The sequence below is a fragment of the Streptomyces sp. NPDC059668 genome (assembly GCF_042734135.1).
Lineage (GTDB): Bacteria > Actinomycetota > Actinomycetes > Streptomycetales > Streptomycetaceae > Streptomyces.
On sequence record NZ_JBHWEL010000049.1, the window covers coordinates 27,283 to 44,227 of the forward strand.

The window sequence follows — 16,945 nt, forward strand, 5'->3', positions numbered from 1 at the left end:
TAGCCCCGCTATCCGGCGGTCAGGTAGCCGGGGAGTCCGATGCCGGGCGCGAGGTCGGCGGCGGGGATCGGGGTGCCGTGCCCCTTGGTGACGGGAACCACGCCGGTCCAGTGCGGGAGGGCCAGGTCCTCGGGGTCGTCGTTCGGGCCGCCGGTGCGCAGCTTCGCGGAGACCTCGTCCAGGTCGAGGCCGATCACCGCGGTGGCGGCCAGTTCCCTGGCGTTGGCCGCGCGGGAGTCGGACGAGCGGCCGGGGACGACCTGGTCGACCAGTGCGTCCAGGGCCCGCCTCTTCTCGTCCGGGTCCGTCACCTGGTGGGCGGTGCCGTGCACCACCACGGAGCGGTAGTTGATCGAGTGGTGGAAGGCGGACCGGGCGAGGACCAGACCGTCGACATGGGTGACGGTCACGCAGACCGGCAGCCCGGGTTCGGCCCCGCCGGTCATCCGCAGGGGCCGCGAACCCGTGGAGCCGTGCACGTAGAGGCGCCGGCCGACCCGCGCGTAGAGGGTGGGCAGCACGACCGGCGCGCCGTCCCGGACGAAGCCGAGGTGGCAGACGTATCCCTCGTCGAGTATCGCGTGGACCAGTTCGTGGTCGTAGGCGGCGCGCTCCCTGGAACGGGTGGGGACGGTGCGGTCGGTCGGGGTGTAGCCGGCGGGCCGCGCCGTTCCTGGCTGTGTGCTCGTCTCCGACATTGCGCCCTCCATTGCACTAGTGCATAATCTTCTTTGTGCTAGGAGAGTATCGGATCGAAGGTCGCCGCGCAGCCGACATCTCGGCGAGCGTCGAGCGTGCGGTGGGCGCCGGAGCGCTCGAACCAGGACAACCGCTGCCGCCGATGCGGGAGTTGGCCGCGCAGCTCGGGGTGAATCCCAACACCGTGGCAGCCGCGTACCGCGTTCTGCGGGAGCGCGGAGTGATCGAGACGGACGGCCGGCGAGGCAGTCGTGTCCGCTCCAAGCCCGTCACCACGGGCCGCGAGTACATCCGGGTCGAGGTGCCGGACGGGGTGCGGAACCTGGTGGACGGCAATCCGGACCGCGCCCTGCTGCCCGGTCTCGCCGAGGCGTTCGCCGCGGCGGCGGGCCAGGCGGACCGGGACCCGGTGCTGTACGGGGACGCCGCCGTGGAACCGGAGTTGCGGCGGCTCGCGCGCGCCGACCTCGACGCGGACGGGGTGCCGGAGGGGCCCGTCGTCGTCACGTCCGGGTCGCTCGACGGCATCGAGCGCGTCCTGGCGGCCCATCTCAAGCCGGGCGACGCGGTCGCCGTGGAGGACCCGGGGTGGGGCAGCGTGTTCGACCTCGCGCCGGTGCTCGGACTGCGCACGGTCCCGGTGCGGGTCGACGACGAGGGCCCGCTGCCCGACGACGTGCGACGCGCGCTGGAGGGGGGCGCCCGTGCGCTGATCGTCACGGACCGGGCGCAGAACCCGACCGGCGCCGCCGTGACCTCGGCGCGCGCGCGTGCCCTGCGTGCCGTGCTGGCGCAGTACCCGCGCACCCTGCTCGTCGAGGACGACCACGGGCACCGGATCGTCGACCTGCCCCTGCACCCGCTGGCCGGAGTGACGCACCACTGGGCCCTGGTGCGCTCCGTCGCCAAGGCGTATGGACCGGACCTGCGGCTCGCCGTGCTCACCGGGGACGCCGTCACGATGGACCGTGTGCACGGGCGGCAGCGGCTCGGCCCCGGCTGGGTGAGCCGGCTGCTCCAGCGTGCGGTCGTGCATCTGTGGGCGAGTGGTGCGGTGGACGTACCGGAGGTGGCGGCCGCGTACGGGCGGCGCCGGGACGCGCTGATCGCCGCCCTCGCGGAGCGTGGCATCGAGGCCCACGGGCGCAGCGGGATGAACGTCTGGATTCCCGTCCCGGACGAGACCGGAGCGGTCGCGCGGCTGCTGCACGCCGGCTGGGCGGTCGCGCCCGGCGCGCGCTTCCGGATGAGCGCGCCCCCCGGTATCCGGATCACCGTCTCGACGCTCACGGCGGACGACATCGGACCCTTGGCGGACGCCGTGGCCTCCGCCGCGGGTCCCGCGCCCGCCCGCCGTTACGTGTGAGTCAGCGGCGGGCCCTGGTCTGGGTGAGCGCCGCGCCGGCCAGGACGATCACCGCGCCGACCGGAGTCGACCAGGTCAGCGACTCGCCGAGGACGGCGACTCCTGCCGCGGTGGCGATGACCGGGATGAAGTACGTGACCATCTGCGCGGTGGTCGGGCCCACCTCGGCGACCAGGCCGTACTGGACGAGGACGGCGAATCCCGTGCCGAGGGCTCCCAGGGCGGCCGTGGCCAGCAGCGGGACGAGCGGGAAGTGGGTCGGAACCGAGGTGAACAGCGGGGTGACCAGGGCCAGTTGGGCGGTGGCCAGCAGCAGTTGGGCGCCGGTCATGGACAGGTGCGAGTGGTCGGAGCCGGCCAGGGTGCGGCGGACGTAGATCCAGCCGATTGGGTAGCTCAGCGAGGCCAGCAGGGCCATCGCCGTCCCCGTGGCGTCCAGGCCGTGGAAACCCTGCCAGGCGCCGAGGACCGTCAGGACGCCGAGGAAGCCGAGGCCCAGACCCGCGACCCTGCGCCGGGTCGGCCGGTCCTCGGACAGGGCCACCATGGACAGGGCCATGCCCCACAGCGGCGAGGTGGCGTTGCAGATGCCCGCGAGCGTGGAGGGGATCGTCAGCTCCGCGTAGGCGAAGAGGGAGAACGGCAGCGCGTTCAGCAGGAGGGCCGCGACCGCGAGATGTCCCCAGGTGCGCGCCCCGCGCGGCAGCCGCTCCCGCTTCACCGCCATCGCGGCCGCGAGCACCGCCGTTCCGAACACCAGCCGTCCGAGGGTGACCTGGAACGGCGCGTAGCTCTCGGTGCCGACCTTGATGAGCAGGAAGCTGAACCCCCAGATGAGCGAGAGCGCGCCGAAGCGGATCCGCCAGTCGAGCGCGGCGCGACGCCCCTGCCGGCGGCCGGTCGACGCCGGGGCCGCGAGCGCCGGGGCGGCAGGGGCCGGGGCGGCGGACACCGGCTCGGCCGGGATCGGCTGTGCGGGGACCGGCTCCGCGGGGAGCGGCCCGGGGACGGCCGATGCTGGGGTGGTCGGTTCGGGGGAGGCGGTGCCCGGCGTGGCGACGGTGGTCATGGAGGCAACGATGGAGCAGAACGATCTCGTAGCACAAGCGAGATTTCTCGACCGGTATCTCGTAGCATCGCTTACATGTTGAATCTGGAGCGCCTGCGCACCCTCGACGCCCTCGCCCGGCACGGCTCGGTGAGCGGCGCGGCCGAAGGGCTGCACGTGACGACCTCGGCCGTGTCCCAGCAGATGTCCAAGCTGGAACGCGAGGTGGGGCAGCAGCTGCTCGCCAAGAACGGGCGGGGGGTGAGGCTCACGGACGCGGGCCGGCTCCTCGCCGACCACGCGGCGCGCATCCTCTCCCAGGTCGAGCTCGCCCAGTCCGACCTGGAGGCACAGCGCGGCCAGGTCGTCGGCGAGCTGCGGCTCTCGGCGTTCCCGACCGCCGCGCGCGGGCTGTTCCCCACCGCGCTCGCCGCGCTGCGCGCCGACCACCCCGGGCTGCGGGTGCGTTCGTGCGAGCTGGAGCCCGAGGCCGGGGTCGCGGGAGTGGTGCGCGGCGATCTCGACCTGGCGGTGGTGCTCGACTGGTACAACAAGCCGATGCCGCTGCCCGACGGCCTGGTGAAGGCGGCGATCCTCGACGACCCCGCCGACGTGGCGATGCCGGTCGGGCACCGGCTCGCGGACCGCGCGGAGGTCGACCTGGCCGAGTTCGCCGAGGACGACTGGATCACCTGGGGCGAGGGCGAGTTCTGCCACGAGTGGCTGATGTTCACGCTGCGTTCCAAGGGTGTCGAGCCGCACGTCGGCCATCGCGCCGCCGAGACGCACACCCAGCTCAGCATGGTCGCCGCGGGACTCGGCGTCTGTATCGCGCCGGTCCTCGGGCGCCGCCCGATGGCGGAGGGGGTCGTCACGGTGCCCCTGCGCCAGCGCGTACAGCGCCATGTGTACGTCGTCTGGCGGGCGGACGCCGACCGGCGTCCGTCGATCAGGGCGGCGGTGGAGGCGCTGAGGGCGGCCGGGGAAGCGGTCCGCTGACCTGACCGACCCTGCACTGCCCGGCCCGACCGGCCGACGGGTGCGACGCCCGACCGGCCTGCGTGACGTCGGCCCGCTGTTCGTACTACAGCGGCGGCAGCTTGCGGAAGTCCCAGGAGGCGATCGCCGCCGGAGTCAGCCGCGCCCACGCGTGACGGCCGTCGTGCGGCATCTCCTCCAGACCGAAGTTCTTGCGGGCGAACAGGGTCTCCGGGACGTCGAGTTCGGCGCACAGATCCCCGGTGCGGGGGACCTCGCCCACGAACTCCACCGTCCCGGACAGCTCGACGCCCCGCAACTGGTCGTACTCCTCCCCGGAGTCGACCACCACGGCCACCCGCGGGTCACGCCGCAACTGGGCCCAGCGCTTGCTGCGCACCACGGAGTACAGCCACAGCGAGGTGCCGTCCCACGCGAACCAGAGGGCACTCACATGCGGGACGCCGTCCGGCGACACCGTCGCGACGCGGCACGTGCGCTGGGTGGTGAGGAACTCGTCCAGTTCGGCGGGGGTCATCATGATCTTCCGACCCCTGCGCTGAGTGACGGTCATACGGTCACCTCTTCTTCCACGTCGGCCTGTACGTCGACAGAGATCCTCTGACGTTACGTCAGAAAAAGCATGAGGCGTCTTCCGTCCCCACGCAATGGTCGTTACGCTCCCCGCCCCGGCCCTCGACGACAAGGGGCGACCGTGCCGTCGTACGAGCAACTCCGTGAACTCCTCGACCCCGCCACCACCGTGCTGCTCACCGTCGAGTGCCAGCAGGGTGTGGTGGGCCCGGGCAGCGCACTGCCCGAACTCGCCGAAGAGGCCCGCACCTCGGGGGCGTTGGCGCGGGTGGCCCGGCTGGTGGCCGCCGCGCACGAGTGCGGGGTGCAGGTGATCCACGCGGTCGCGGAACGGCGGCCCGACGGGCGCGGCGCCAACCGCAACGCCCGGCTCTTCCGCGCGGCCGAACGGCTTCCCGTGCGCCAGTTGTCGGGGACGGCCGCGGTCCGGGTCGCCGACCCGATCGAGGTCGCCGAGGAGGACCTCGTCGTACGCCGGCTGCACGGGCTGTCGCCGATCGCGGGGACGGACGTCGACGCGCTGCTGCGCAACCTGGGCTGTCGCACCCTCGTGGTGACCGGTGTCTCCGCCAACGTGGCCGTCCCGAATGCCGTCTTCGATGCCGTGAACCGCGGCTACACCGTGGTGGTGCCCGCGGACGCCATCGCGGGAGTGCCTTCCGACTACACCCCCGCGATGGTCCGCAACACGCTCGCCCTGGTCGCCACCGTCACCGCCACCGAGGACGTGGTGGCCTGTCTCGTGCGACCGCGCGACTGAAGCCGGCCGGCGTCACGCCAGCTTGATCGAGTCCCCGTCCACGCTGATGTCGGCGGCCGCCAGGGGCTGCGTAGCCGGCCCCTTCTTCACGCTGCCGTCCGTGGCGGAGAACTGGCTGTTGTGGCACGGACAGGTGATCACGCCGTTCGCGATGTTCTTCACGGCACAGCCCTGGTGGGTGCACTTGGACGAGAAGGCCTTGAAGGTGCCCGCCGTCGGCTGCGTGACCACGACGCCCCGGTCGGCGAAGACCTTGCCGCCGCCCTCCGGGATGTCGGCGGTCTTGGCGAGGACCGTGCCGCCCGCGTTGCCGGCCGCGCCGTTGTCGCCGCCGCCGGACCCTCCGCTGCTCGCGCTGGAGGAGGAGTCGGAGGACTTGTCGCCCGATCCGCACGCGGTCAGCGCGACGGCGAGTCCCGCCGCGCCGACCGCCGCCACGACGGTGCGGCGTGCCGGAGCCGGGGCGGGGTGAAGCGATTCGCTGGTCATGCTGACGGTCCCTCCGACGGACGTGATGGGTTGATCCGTACAGAAGTACGCTCCGCGGCCGTGACCTGTTCAGGAGGTGGCGACTTCTTGCCCCGGTCGACAGCGGGCCGACGGCTCGTCCGCGCCGGCCGACGGCTTGCCGGCCACCGATGTCCCACGGCACCGCACGCCGACAGGCGCGCGCGAGGCGCCTCCCGGTGCGTGCTGGAATTCCCGGTCCAGCGTGAAAGGCCCGTGCCGCTCGCCGTATCGGCGTGCGGGCGGATCGAAAGGGCGCAATTCCGCTCCGACCGGCGACGCGGAATGGGGAGGGCGGAATTCTGCTCTTCGGGTGTTCACCGTTCGCGGGTGTTCACCGTTCGGGGGCGGTCGGAATGTTCTCGGCGGTGATGCCGGACCGGCGGGGACGGGCGCTGACTGCGGTTGCCCCGGATCTCGGTGAGCGGTATTTTTGCATGAGAATGTTCAGGACACTCGCGCGTCAGGCGCGACGTGGCTCGCCGAAACCGTTTTCCGGGTCGTGCGTGAGCCCCTTCGACATTCGAATCCTGAAGGAACGGCAAGCATATGAAAGCCCGTCACTTCATGATGTCCGGTAGGAGGACGGGGTTGGCCGCCGTCGCCGCCCTGGCCGGGCTGGCCGTGGTCCCGCCCCACGCATCCCCCGGCTCCGTCGGTACCACCCCCGGGGTCAAGCCGACCGTGGTGCTGGTGCACGGGGCCTTCGCCGACGGCAGCAGCTGGAGCGGTGTGGTGGAGCGGCTTCAGCGCGACGGCTACCAGGTCATCGCTCCGGCCAACCCGCTGCGCGGAATGCCCCAGGACTCGACCTACCTGAACAGCCTCCTGAAGTCCGTCAAGGGCCCGATCGTTCTCGTGGGCCACTCCTACGGCGGCGAAGTGATATCACAGGCCGCGGAGGGCGTGGACCAGGTCAAGGCGCTCGTCTACGTCAATGCGATCATGCCCGACAAGGGCGAGTCCTTTTCCAGCCTGTCCGCCAAATTCCCGCCGACCAGGATCACGGGTTCGTTCAGACAGGTTCCGTTCCGCAATGGCGACGGCAGTACCGGAACGGACGTGTACATTCGGCCCGACAAGATCCGGTCGGTTTTCGCCCAGGACCTCCCCGAGAAGCAGACCGGCATCATGGCGTCCACGCAGCGCCCTCTCGCGCTGTCGGCGTTCACGGACAAGGTCGGCGCCGTGGCGTGGCGGGAAAAGCCCGTCTACGTACTCGTCGGAAAGCAGGACCGGGCCATCGATCCCCGCCTCGAACGTTTTGAGGCCGAGCGTGCCGACGCGCGCAAGACCCTGGAGATCGATTCCTCCCATGTGTCCCTCATCTCCCACCCGCAGGCCGTCGCCGGTCTGATCGTCGACGCCGCCGGCGACTACATGCGTCAACAGGCGAACAAGAGCTCGACAGAGCCGAAGATCCCCTGAGTCCCCTTCTGTCCGACGTCCGTCCGACCCTGGTCCTCGGGCCGCTCCTGGGACCGGGGCACCGAGGGAGGAACCGATGACCGGTGCCGGACTGGCCTCCGCGCGCCTGAGCAGCGGGCACCTGGCGGACGTCGTGCCCCTGGTGGACGACGAACAGTGGGAGCTGCCGTCCGCCTGCGCGGGGTGGCGCGTCATCGACGTGATCGCCCACCTGGGCGCCCTCGCCCACGAAGCGGTCGAACCCCCCGCCCCGGACCCCACCCTGCCCACGAACCGCGAGCGCTACCACGACCTGCGGGTCGACGAGCGCCGCCCCTGGAGCCACGCCGAAGTCGTGGACGAGTGGCGCGCCTTCACCCCCGGACAGCTGGAGATCCTGGCAGCGGCTCAGGAGCCACCGCGGGCCGGGGAGCCGGTCGAGGTGCCCGGCCTGGGGACCTACCCGCGCCATCTCCTGGCGAACACCATGGCGTTCAACGTCCTGTGCCACCTGCGCCACGACCTGCTCGCCCCGGACGGCCCGCTGCCGTTCACCGTGCCCGCGGAGACCGACGGCCTGGTCGCACCCGCGGTCGAGTTCATGCTCGCCGGCCTGCCCCAGATGCAGGGACCCGAACTCACCGCCACCGTCGCCGAACCGCTCGTCCTCGACCTGACCGGACCGGGCGCCACCACCGTCACCGTCCTCCCCGCCACCCCGCGGGACGGGCGCCTGACCGTGCGACCCGGGGCCGGGGGCACCACCACGATCAGCAGCACGGCGTCCGACTTCGTCGCATGGGGCACCACCCGCAAACCCTGGCGCGACCACTGCCGCATCACCGGGGACCCGTCCGCCGCGACGCCGTTCCTCGACCGCCTCGACATCATCTGAGAGCGCGCACCCGCACGGCCCGCCGATCTCCGGCGGGCCGCCTTTCGCCGATGGGCAAAGGGTGCGGCGTACGGGTCCCGTCACCGGTCCGGTCGGCCGGCGCCTCCGATGTCACCAGGTTCCTGCGCCTGCCTCCGCATTTCCGGGCCACCTCCCAGGCGCCCGCGCGGTGGTCCGCGCACGGCCGGGAGCCTACGGTTGATCAGTGGGAGTGCTGCGCGGGACGGAGTGGCGGCGGGCCCGGGACGCGGTGCGGCGTTCGGCGCGGGTCACCGTGGTGGCGTGCGCCGGGTTCTACGCCGCGAGGTACGGGCTCGGCGACCGGACGGTCGCGATCTACGCCCTGTTCGGCGCCGTCGCGGCGGGCGGCCTGTCGTCGGTGCCGGGGACGCCGCGTCAACGGGCGCGGACGCTGCTGGCGGTGCTGCCGCTCGCGATGGTGCTGGTGACGCTGGGTACCTGGCTGGCGGCGTACGGATGGGCGGCGGCGCTGGGGATGCTCGTCGTGGGGTTCCTGGTGACGTACAGCGGAGTCGGCGGGCCGAAGCTGGTGGGGCTGGCCAACGGTCTCCAGCTGTTCTACATCCTGCCGTGCTTCCCGCCGTACGCCCCGTCGACGCTGGGGCTGCGGCTTGCGGGCCTGGCGGCCGGCGTGCTGCTCATGGCCGCCGCGGAGATGTGGCTCTGGCCCGCGCCGTGCCCTGGCCGCTACGAGGACCGGCTCGCACGGGCCGGACGGGTGGCGGCCCACGCCCTGCGCGGGCTGGCGGGGGATCCGCCGCGGATCCCCGATCCGGAGTCGTTGCCGGAGGCGTCACAGGCGCTGCGCATGAGCCGGGTGCCCCCTGACGAACGTCCGGTGTCGGCGTCGGCGCGGGACCGGGCGTTGTCCGAGGGCGCCGGACACCTGAGGCATCTCCTGGCACAGACACGGCAGTTGGCCGAGTCGCTGGAGAAGGGTGCGGCCCCGCCCGGACCGGCCGCACAGGGGTTGCTGAGAGCCTCGGCCGCCGCCTGCGAGGACGTCGCGCGGGCCCTGACCTGCAACGCGCCGCCGCCGACGCGCTCGTGGTGCCGGGCGGCGCTCCGCGCGTTCGAGTCGAACCGGGTGCGGCCGCGCGAGGCGGGCCCGTACTCCGTGACGACGGTGCGTGACGGTGCGATCGCCCTGGACATCACGCACACGGCGGATCTGGTGGTGGTAGCGGCCCGGATCGTGCTGGGCGCCCCCCTGCGGGCCGGGACGGCGTCGCCCGAAGTGCGCGGTGCGTTCTGGTACGCGGGCAGGCCGACCGCGGAGCTGTACTTCTGGCGGGTGCTCGCCCATCTGACGCCGCGGTCGGTGTACTTCCAGAACGCGGTGCGCACCGCGCTGGCGCTGTCGGCGGTCCGGCTGGTGGTGGGCGAACTGAGTCTGGCACACGGATTCTGGGCGCTGCTGACGACGTTGACCGTGATGCGCACGAGCGCCGCCGACACCCGCACCGCTCTGCGGCCGGCGTTGCGCGGGACGCTCGCGGGGGCGGTCGTGGCCGCGCTGATCCTGCACTTCGCCATGGACGCGCCGGCGGTGTACGCGGTGATGCTTCCGCCCTGCATGTTCCTGGCCTTCGCGGCGGGTTCCGTGCTGGGTCCGGGCTGGGGGCAGGCGTTCTTCACCTTGACGGTGGCGGCGGCCTTCTCGCAGGTGGCCCGCAGCGGGCCCGAGTTGGCGGCCGCGCGGGTACTGGACGTGCTGGCCGGTGCGCTCATCGGTGCCCTCGTCGGGCTGCTCGCGTGGCCGCACGGCGGCACGGGCGAGTTGCGGCGGGCCTGCGCGCGCGTGCTCGATCAGGGCACCCGCGCGGTCACCGACGTCACCGACACCCTCACCGCGGGCGCGCCGACGACCGACGCCCTGCCCCGGGCGAGGCTCGCCCAGCTGATCGCGGAGGCGAGTTACGCCGAGTTCGCCATGGAGCGGCACGCGCCACGGCGGGACGGAACGGCCTCCGACACCGACTTCCAGGTGATCATGCTGGTGGGCAACCGGGTCATCACGATGGGCCAGGTACTGCTGGACAACTGTCCGCCCGGCGCGCTGTCCGCGTGGCCGCGGAGCGCCGCGCATCTGCGCGACGCCGCCCACCGGCTCCGGCTCAGTACTCTGCGGTTCAGCCACGAATTGTGCTCGGGACGGGGCCGACCCCCTCCCGCGGACGGCCCCGCCGGCGGCGAGCCGGCCGACAGCACGGTGATCCGCGACGTCTGTGCCGCCTCGGCCGGCCGGGCCCCCGACCCCCTGCTGTACTACGCGGTGGACGCGGCCATCTGGCTGGCCAGTCTCCAGCGGGCGATCGGCGCGGCACGCACGCCACGAGGGGCGACGGGAACGACGACGTCGCCGTGGAGCGGGGGACCGCCGTGATCGGAGCACGCGCTCCGGACGACGGCATGCCGCCGATCCGCCAGCCTCCGTGACGACCTCCCGGCCGGGGCGACGTGGGACGGCCCCCGCCCTCACGGAGTTCCTCCCGTTCGTCCACGCGATCGCGCGGGCGCCCTTGTCCGGCACCTGCGAGACGAGCGGTGACCGACCGGCGCACTCCGTTTCCCGCGGCACACGCGCCTGACCGTAGATTGGTACGGCCAGAGAACGAGGGAGCCGGGAAAATTGCTCAAAGAAGTCGCCGCCACCCGCTACATCACGCCGTTGCGTGAGGGCGGCTCGCTGCCGGGGCTCGTCGAGGCCGACGATCTCGGGACGTACGTCATGAAGTTCACCGGTGCGGGGCAGGGGCGCAAGACGCTCGTCGCGGAGGTCGTCTGCGGTGAACTCGCCCGTCGGCTGGGCCTGCGCGTGCCCGGTCTGGTGACCGTCGGCCTCGACCCGGTCCTGGGCCTCGGTGAACCCGACCCGGAGGTCCAGGAACTGCTCAAGTCGAGCGGCGGTCTGAATCTCGGCATGGACTTCCTGTCCCGCGCCGTCGGCTTCGACTCCCTCGCCTTCGAGGTGAGCGCGCGGGAGGCCGGACGCGTCGTCTGGTTCGACGCGCTGGTCAACAACGTCGACCGCTCCTGGCGCAACCCCAACCTGCTGATGTGGCAGGGCGACCTGTGGCTCATCGACCACGGCGCCACCATGATCTGGCACCACAACTGGCCCGGCGCACGGGCCTCCGCCGCCAAGCCGTACGACGCCTCCGACCACGCGCTCGCGCCCTTCGCCCCGGACATCGCCTCGGCGGCGGCCGAGCTGGCACCCCTGGTGACCGCGGAACTGCTCGCCGAGGTGACCGCCGCGATCCCTGAGGAGTGGCTGGCCGGCGAGCCGGGCTTCGACTCCACCGAGGCGGTGCGACGGGCCTACGCGGAGCCACTCCTCGCCCGCGCCGCCGACATCCACGAACGGGTCAGGGGCATCGAGGGCACCGAGGGGGACAAGTGAGCGAACGGGACGTCTTCGAGTACGCGCTGCTGCGGGTGGTGCCGCGGGTCGAACGCGGCGAGTGCTTCAACGCGGGTGTACTGGTGTACTGCCGCGCCAAGTCCTTCGTGGCGGCGCGCACCCATCTGGACGAGACGAAACTGCGGGCACTGGACCCCGAGGCCGACGTGGCGGGCGTACGGGCCGCGCTGCGCGCCGTGGAAGGGGTCTGCGCGGGCGGGAAAGCAGCAGGTCAGGCGGCGGGTGACGATGCCGGTCGGCGTTTTCGCTGGCTGATCGCGCCGCGCTCGACGGTGCTTCAGCCCGGCCCCGTGCACACGGGGCTCACCGCCGATCCGGAGGCGGAGACGGAGCGGTTGCTCGCGCTGCTGGTCAGGTAATGGATCACACCCGCGCCGTGTGCCGTTGACACCGGGTGCCAGGGCTTCTAGCGTCACGTCTGCTGAAGGTACTAAGCGGTCGCTCACCGGACGGGCGTACCGTGTGAGCCGCAGGGCATGTCAGGCCGCAGGGCTTTTCAAGGGCGAGGAGAACCAGCAATGTCCACCACTGAGCAGCGCGTCGCCGTAGTCACCGGTGCCGCGCGCGGCATCGGCGCCGCGACCGCCGTACGACTGGCCGCCGAGGGCCGCGCCGTCGCGGTGATCGACCTCGACGAGGCCGCGTGCAAGGACACCGTGGAGAAGATCACCTCCGCCGGCGGCAAGGCCATCGCCGTCGGCTGCGACGTCTCCGACGAGGCCCAGGTCGAGGCCGCGTTCACGCGGATCGCCGAGGAGCTCGGTGCGCCGACGATCCTGGTGAACAACGCGGGCGTGCTCCGCGACAACCTGCTGTTCAAGATGGCCGCGTCCGACTGGGACACGGTCATGAACGTGCACCTGCGCGGTGCCTTCCTGATGGCGAAGGCCTGTCAGAAGTACATGGTGGAAGCGAAGTTCGGCCGGATCGTCAACCTGTCGTCCTCCTCCGCCCTCGGCAACCGCGGCCAGGCCAACTACTCCGCCGCCAAGGCCGGTCTCCAGGGTCTGACCAAGACGCTCGCCATCGAACTCGGCAAGTTCGGCGTCACCGCGAACGCCGTCGCGCCCGGCTTCATCGCCACCGACATGACCGCCGCCACCGCCGCCCGCGTCGGCATGGGCTTCGAGGACTTCCAGGCCGCCGCCGCCACCCAGATCCCCGTGCAGCGCGTCGGCAACCCCGACGACATCGCCAACGCCATCGCCTTCTTCACCGGCGAGGCCGCCGGATTCGTCTCCGGCCAGGTGCTGTACGTGGCCGGCGGACCCCTCAACTAGGGCCGGGGACACGGACATGACCGCACTTCCCGAACTCTCCGGCAAGGTCGCCCTCGTCACCGGCGCGAGCCGCGGCATCGGCTACGGCGTCGCGGAGGCACTCATCGCCCGCGGTGACCGCGTGTGCATCACCGGCCGCAACGAGGACGCTCTCAAGGAGGCCGTCGAGACACTCGGTGCCGACCGCGTCATCGGTGTCGCAGGCAAGGCGCACGACGAGGCCCACCAGGCCGTCGCCGTGGAGCGCACCATGGAGGCCTTCGGCCGCGTCGACTACCTGGTCAACAACGCGGGCACGAACCCGGTGTTCGGCCCCATGGCCAACCTGGACCTCAACGTGGCGCGCAAGGTCTTCGAGACCAACGTCGTCTCGGCGCTCGGCTTCGCCCAGCTGACCTGGAAGGCCTGGCAGAGCGAGAACGGCGGCGCGATCGTCAACATCGCGTCCGTCGCCGGTATCTCTCCCTCGCCGTTCATCGGCGCGTACGGCATGAGCAAGGCCGCCATGATCAACCTGACGGTGCAGCTGGCGCACGAGTTCGCGCCCAAGGTGCGGGTCAACGCGATCGCGCCCGCCGTCGTCAAGACGAAGTTCGCGCAGGCCCTGTACGAGGGCCGTGAGGCGGAGGCGGCCGCCTCCTACCCGCTCGGCCGGCTCGGCGTGCCCTCCGACATCGGAGGCGCCGCCGCGTTCCTCACCTCGGCACAGTCGGACTGGATCACCGGGCAGACGCTCGTGGTCGACGGCGGCATCTTCCTGAACGCCGGAGTCGGCTGACCGACGCCCGGACGGGGGCGCGGGCGGCTCCGGACGTCGTCCGCGTCGCGGCGTCACGGACACCCGCCGTCACGGATACCCGCCGTCATGCACACGCGCCGTCCCAGGCGCTGGTCAAGTGCCCCGCCGGGCCCATGGGTCGCCCGGCGGGGCACCGCCGTACGGTCGGCCGGTCCGCGGCGCGGTGCCCGGGCAGGGGGCCGCGGTCAGCGGCCTTCCCAGTGGGGTGAGCGCTTTTCGGCGAAGGCGTGGGCCCCCTCCTGCGCGTCGTGGGACGCGAGGACCGGTGCGACGAGCCGGTCCTGCTGGCGGAACGCGTCCTGGTCGCCGTACGCGGTCCGCTCGTTGACCGCGCGCTTGACGGCGGCGATGGACAGCGGCGCGTTGCGCGCGACGCGGTGAGCCACCTCGACGGCCTTGGCGAGCGCGCCGCCGGAGGGGGTGAGGTGGTTGACGAGGCCGAGCTGATGAGCCCGTTCGGCCGGCAGGGGATCGCCGGTGAGCAGGACCTCGACGGCGATGTTGCGGGGGATGCGTTCGGGCAGGCGCACGATGCCCCCTTCAGGGGGTACCAGGCCGACCGTCACCTCGGTGAGACCGAAGGTGGCGTCCCGGGCCGCCACTATCATGTCGCAGGCGAGGGCCATCTCGGTGCCGCCGCCCAGCGCCCAGCCCTCGACGGCCGCGACGAGGGGGGTGCGGAGCCGGATCCGGGTGAGTCCCGCGAAGCCCCGCCCGGGGATGATCGGGCTGTCCCCGGCCGCGTACGCCTTGAGGTCCATGCCCGCGCTGAAGGTGCCGCCGGCCCCGGTGAGCACACCGACCAGCAGGTCGTCGCGGGCGTCGAGCCGGTCGAATGCGTCGGCCAGGGCCCGCGCGGTGGCGCCGTCGACGGCGTTGCGTACCTTCGGCCGGTCCATCGTGATCACGAGGACGGCGTCGTGCTCCTCGGTGTGCACGGTGGGGGTGCCGGCCGGGGTGCCGGTGGTGGGTTCGGTGTTCATGTCGGACGTCCCTTGTCTCCCCGCCCGTGCCGGGCGGTCGACCGTTGACGGCCCGGGTGTTCGTGGCGAACCTCCCGGGACTGCGGTGGTGGCGCCGGCCGTCCACGGCCGGACGCGTCACCTACTGGGCCTCCTCGGTGGGAACCAGGGCATGGGCGATCCCGGTGAGGTTGCCCTGTGCGACGAGGATCTCCCGGCGGTTCGACCCGTCGAGATCGGCCGCGTAGACGGTGCCGGCCAGGTCGGTGACGAACATGCGGCCGTCGTCCGGATCGAGCGCGATGCCGATGCCTTCCATCAGGTGCGTCCACAGGATCTCTGGCTCCCGCCGCCCGCCCGGCGCGTCCACCGGGACGCGGTTCACCGAGTTGCCCCGCGGCGGATCCCCGCGGTCGGTCCAGTACAACGTGCGCTCCGCCAGGTCCAGTTGCAGGTCGATCGGCTCCGGCAGCCCTTCGAGCAGCACCTCGACGTCGCTCCGGTCGGCCGCTGACTCGCCGGCGGGCAGGTCGATCCCGGCGCGGAGGATCTTCCCCTGTCCCGCGTCGCTCGGTCCCTTCTGCGACCAGTACAGGTGCCCGCGGTCAGGATCGACGGCCACTCCGACGCACCATCTGGTCGGATCGCCGCGGTCGCCGTCCGTCAGCCCCGTCCGTACGAGGGTCTCGACGTCCGAGCCGTCGAGAGCGCAGCGCATGACGCGCATCCCTTCGCGATCACCCCAGTACAGCTTGCGGCCGACGGCTTCGAGATGCAGCTGCTTCGGCGTGTGCGTGCCGCCGTCGGGAACGATGGTCGTCCGGTTGCCCCCGTCCAGGTCGGCACGTTCGATCGAGCCGTCGTCGGAGGGCGGGAAACCCATGTTCGTCCAGTAGACGTGCCCCGCCTCGGCGTCGACGGCCACGCCGTCGGGGAACCGGCAGCCGGCGACGACGACCCGCTTGTCGGTGCCGTCGGGGTTCACCGAGAACACCCGGCCGCCACCGCTGAGTTCGAGCACGAACAGTCTCTGCCGCCGCTCTGTCACGGTCACTCCTCTCGGGCGCGGACCCGCCGCCGGGGGCGAGCGGGCGCCCCTCTCATGACGGCCGGCCGTCGTGGTCGCCGCCCGGGCCGGAGGTCCGCACTGCCAGCAGACTGAGCAGCATCGCGTCACGCCGGGCGGCCAGTTCGCCGACGGACCGGCCGTCGGCCTCGTCCAGGACCCCGCCGACGATCCTCTCCTTGAGCTCGGGGGTGAGCTCCGGGTCGCCCAGTTCCCGCCACGCCCCCGCCATCCGCGGCATGAGGGTCTCCATGAAGTGCTGGATGCCGCCCTCGCCGCCGCCGAGATGCCACAGCAGATTGGGGCCCATGACACCCCACCGGAGTCCTGGGCCCCAGGACACCGCGTCGTCGGAGTCCGCGACGTCCAGCACCCCCTGATCGATCAGATGGACGACCTCGCGGTACAACGCGGCCTGGAGCCGGTTGGCGACGTGCCCGGGCAGCTCCTTCTTGAGGTGGATCGGCTTCTTGCCGATCGCGGTGTAGAAGGACATGGCCTCCCGGACGGCCTCCGGGGCGGTCCTCGTGCCGCCGACGACCTCGACGAGGGGGATGATGTGCGGCGGGTTGAAGGGATGCCCGATGAGGGTGCGCTGCGGATTCCGGCACTCGGCCTGGATGACGCTCATCGTGATGCCCGACGAGCTCGACGCGATGATCGCTTCCGGCGGCGTCGCGTCGTCGATGTCCGCGAACAGCCTGACCTTCAGCTCCGGGCGCTCCGGCGCGTTCTCCTGGACGAAATCGGCGTCCGCGACGGCCTCGCGCATGTCGGCGGTGAATCCCAGACGGTCCGGTGAGGCGCCGGGCACGGCCCCGAGCGTGGCCGCCGCGTCCCATGCTCCGGCGACGTACGTCCTGAGCGCCTCCTCCGCGCCGGGGGCGGGGTCCGTGGCCGTGACGTCGAAGCCCCGGGCGAGATAGTGCGTCGCCCAGCTCGCGCCGATGGTGCCGGTGCCGACGATCGCTACGCGCTGGACGGGTCCGTGTGCGTTCATGGCTCGTCGTCGCTCCTGGGTGTCGGGCGGACCGTGGGCCGCGCGGGCGGCGGCGGTCCGCGGGTGGAACGGTTGTGCGGGGCCCCCCCCCGGGCGGCCCCCCCGGGCCCGCCCCGGGGGCCGGGGGGGGGGGGGG

Annotated in this window: 17 protein-coding genes; 10 read left to right on the forward strand and 7 right to left on the reverse strand. The window is 72.4% G+C overall.

The genetic code is table 11. From position 1 onward, the window contains the following. Positions 1 to 8 precede the first annotated feature (8 nt). Positions 9 to 698, reverse strand: a complete 690-nt coding sequence (locus tag ACFV2J_RS28750; protein ID WP_385082836.1) for a pyridoxamine 5'-phosphate oxidase family protein — start codon at positions 696 to 698, stop codon at positions 9 to 11. A gap of 35 nt (positions 699 to 733) precedes the next feature. Here ACFV2J_RS28750 and ACFV2J_RS28755 point away from each other — a divergent pair, with 35 nt between their 5' ends. Continuing rightward, entirely contained in the window at positions 734 to 2,065 is a 1,332-nt protein-coding gene (locus ACFV2J_RS28755; protein ID WP_385082837.1) for an aminotransferase class I/II-fold pyridoxal phosphate-dependent enzyme, read from the forward strand. Position 2,066: 1 nt separating this feature from the next. Here the strand turns inward: ACFV2J_RS28755 and ACFV2J_RS28760 are convergent, their stop codons facing one another. Continuing rightward, positions 2,067 to 3,134 carry a DMT family transporter gene (locus tag ACFV2J_RS28760; protein ID WP_385082838.1) on the reverse strand — a complete coding sequence of 356 codons (1,068 nt, stop codon included), beginning with the start codon at positions 3,132 to 3,134 and terminating at the stop codon, positions 2,067 to 2,069. Between the two features lie 75 nt (positions 3,135 to 3,209). Here ACFV2J_RS28760 and ACFV2J_RS28765 point away from each other — a divergent pair, with 75 nt between their 5' ends. Beyond that, positions 3,210 to 4,112, forward strand: coding sequence for a LysR family transcriptional regulator (locus ACFV2J_RS28765; protein ID WP_385082840.1), 903 nt, complete (start codon positions 3,210 to 3,212; stop codon positions 4,110 to 4,112). Positions 4,113 to 4,197: 85 nt separating this feature from the next. On the opposite strand, the gene ACFV2J_RS28770 is transcribed toward ACFV2J_RS28765, so the two are convergent. Continuing rightward, positions 4,198 to 4,665 (reverse strand): pyridoxamine 5'-phosphate oxidase family protein, encoded by a 468-nt coding sequence (locus ACFV2J_RS28770; protein ID WP_385082841.1) that lies wholly within the window; start codon positions 4,663 to 4,665, stop codon positions 4,198 to 4,200. A gap of 141 nt (positions 4,666 to 4,806) precedes the next feature. Here ACFV2J_RS28770 and ACFV2J_RS28775 point away from each other — a divergent pair, with 141 nt between their 5' ends. Next, entirely contained in the window at positions 4,807 to 5,445 is a 639-nt protein-coding gene (locus tag ACFV2J_RS28775; RefSeq protein WP_385082842.1) for an isochorismatase family protein, read from the forward strand. Positions 5,446 to 5,457: 12 nt separating this feature from the next. On the opposite strand, the gene ACFV2J_RS28780 is transcribed toward ACFV2J_RS28775, so the two are convergent. After that, positions 5,458 to 5,934 (reverse strand): Rieske (2Fe-2S) protein, encoded by a 477-nt coding sequence (locus tag ACFV2J_RS28780; RefSeq protein WP_385082844.1) that lies wholly within the window; start codon positions 5,932 to 5,934, stop codon positions 5,458 to 5,460. Between the two features lie 609 nt (positions 5,935 to 6,543). On the opposite strand from ACFV2J_RS28780, the gene ACFV2J_RS28785 reads away from it, so the two are divergent. From ACFV2J_RS28785 to ACFV2J_RS28815, 7 genes are all read left to right on the forward strand, one after another. Next, entirely contained in the window at positions 6,544 to 7,380 is an 837-nt protein-coding gene (locus tag ACFV2J_RS28785) for an alpha/beta fold hydrolase (protein ID WP_385082845.1), read from the forward strand. Positions 7,381 to 7,456: 76 nt separating this feature from the next. After that, entirely contained in the window at positions 7,457 to 8,254 is a 798-nt protein-coding gene (locus ACFV2J_RS28790) for a maleylpyruvate isomerase family mycothiol-dependent enzyme (protein WP_385082846.1), read from the forward strand. Positions 8,255 to 8,459: 205 nt separating this feature from the next. Next, complete coding sequence (locus tag ACFV2J_RS28795; RefSeq protein WP_385441349.1) at positions 8,460 to 10,661, forward strand: FUSC family protein; 2,202 nt, start codon at positions 8,460 to 8,462, stop codon at positions 10,659 to 10,661. A 246-nt stretch (positions 10,662 to 10,907) separates the two neighbouring features. Further along, complete coding sequence (locus ACFV2J_RS28800) at positions 10,908 to 11,681, forward strand: HipA family kinase (protein ID WP_385082849.1); 774 nt, start codon at positions 10,908 to 10,910, stop codon at positions 11,679 to 11,681. Continuing rightward, entirely contained in the window at positions 11,678 to 12,061 is a 384-nt protein-coding gene (locus ACFV2J_RS28805) for a DUF3037 domain-containing protein (protein WP_329525816.1), read from the forward strand. Before ACFV2J_RS28800 ends, ACFV2J_RS28805 begins: the two co-directional genes overlap by 4 nt. A gap of 159 nt (positions 12,062 to 12,220) precedes the next feature. Continuing rightward, the gene (fabG, locus tag ACFV2J_RS28810) at positions 12,221 to 12,982 is read left to right on the forward strand and encodes a 3-oxoacyl-ACP reductase FabG (RefSeq protein WP_385082851.1); all 762 of its coding nucleotides are present in this window, start codon (positions 12,221 to 12,223) and stop codon (positions 12,980 to 12,982) included. Between the two features lie 16 nt (positions 12,983 to 12,998). Further along, entirely contained in the window at positions 12,999 to 13,760 is a 762-nt protein-coding gene (locus tag ACFV2J_RS28815) for an SDR family oxidoreductase (RefSeq protein WP_385082852.1), read from the forward strand. A 206-nt stretch (positions 13,761 to 13,966) separates the two neighbouring features. Here ACFV2J_RS28815 and ACFV2J_RS28820 read toward each other — a convergent pair whose 3' ends face one another. The 3 genes from ACFV2J_RS28820 to ACFV2J_RS28830 form a co-directional block, all read right to left on the reverse strand. Next, entirely contained in the window at positions 13,967 to 14,764 is a 798-nt protein-coding gene (locus tag ACFV2J_RS28820) for a crotonase/enoyl-CoA hydratase family protein (RefSeq protein WP_385085192.1), read from the reverse strand. Between the two features lie 121 nt (positions 14,765 to 14,885). Then, a complete protein-coding gene (locus tag ACFV2J_RS28825) occupies positions 14,886 to 15,791 on the reverse strand; it encodes a 3-hydroxyacyl-CoA dehydrogenase (protein WP_385085194.1) in 906 nt (301 codons plus the stop codon). A 52-nt stretch (positions 15,792 to 15,843) separates the two neighbouring features. Further along, positions 15,844 to 16,809 (reverse strand): 3-hydroxyacyl-CoA dehydrogenase NAD-binding domain-containing protein, encoded by a 966-nt coding sequence (locus ACFV2J_RS28830; protein ID WP_385085196.1) that lies wholly within the window; start codon positions 16,807 to 16,809, stop codon positions 15,844 to 15,846. Positions 16,810 to 16,945: the final 136 nt, after the last annotated feature.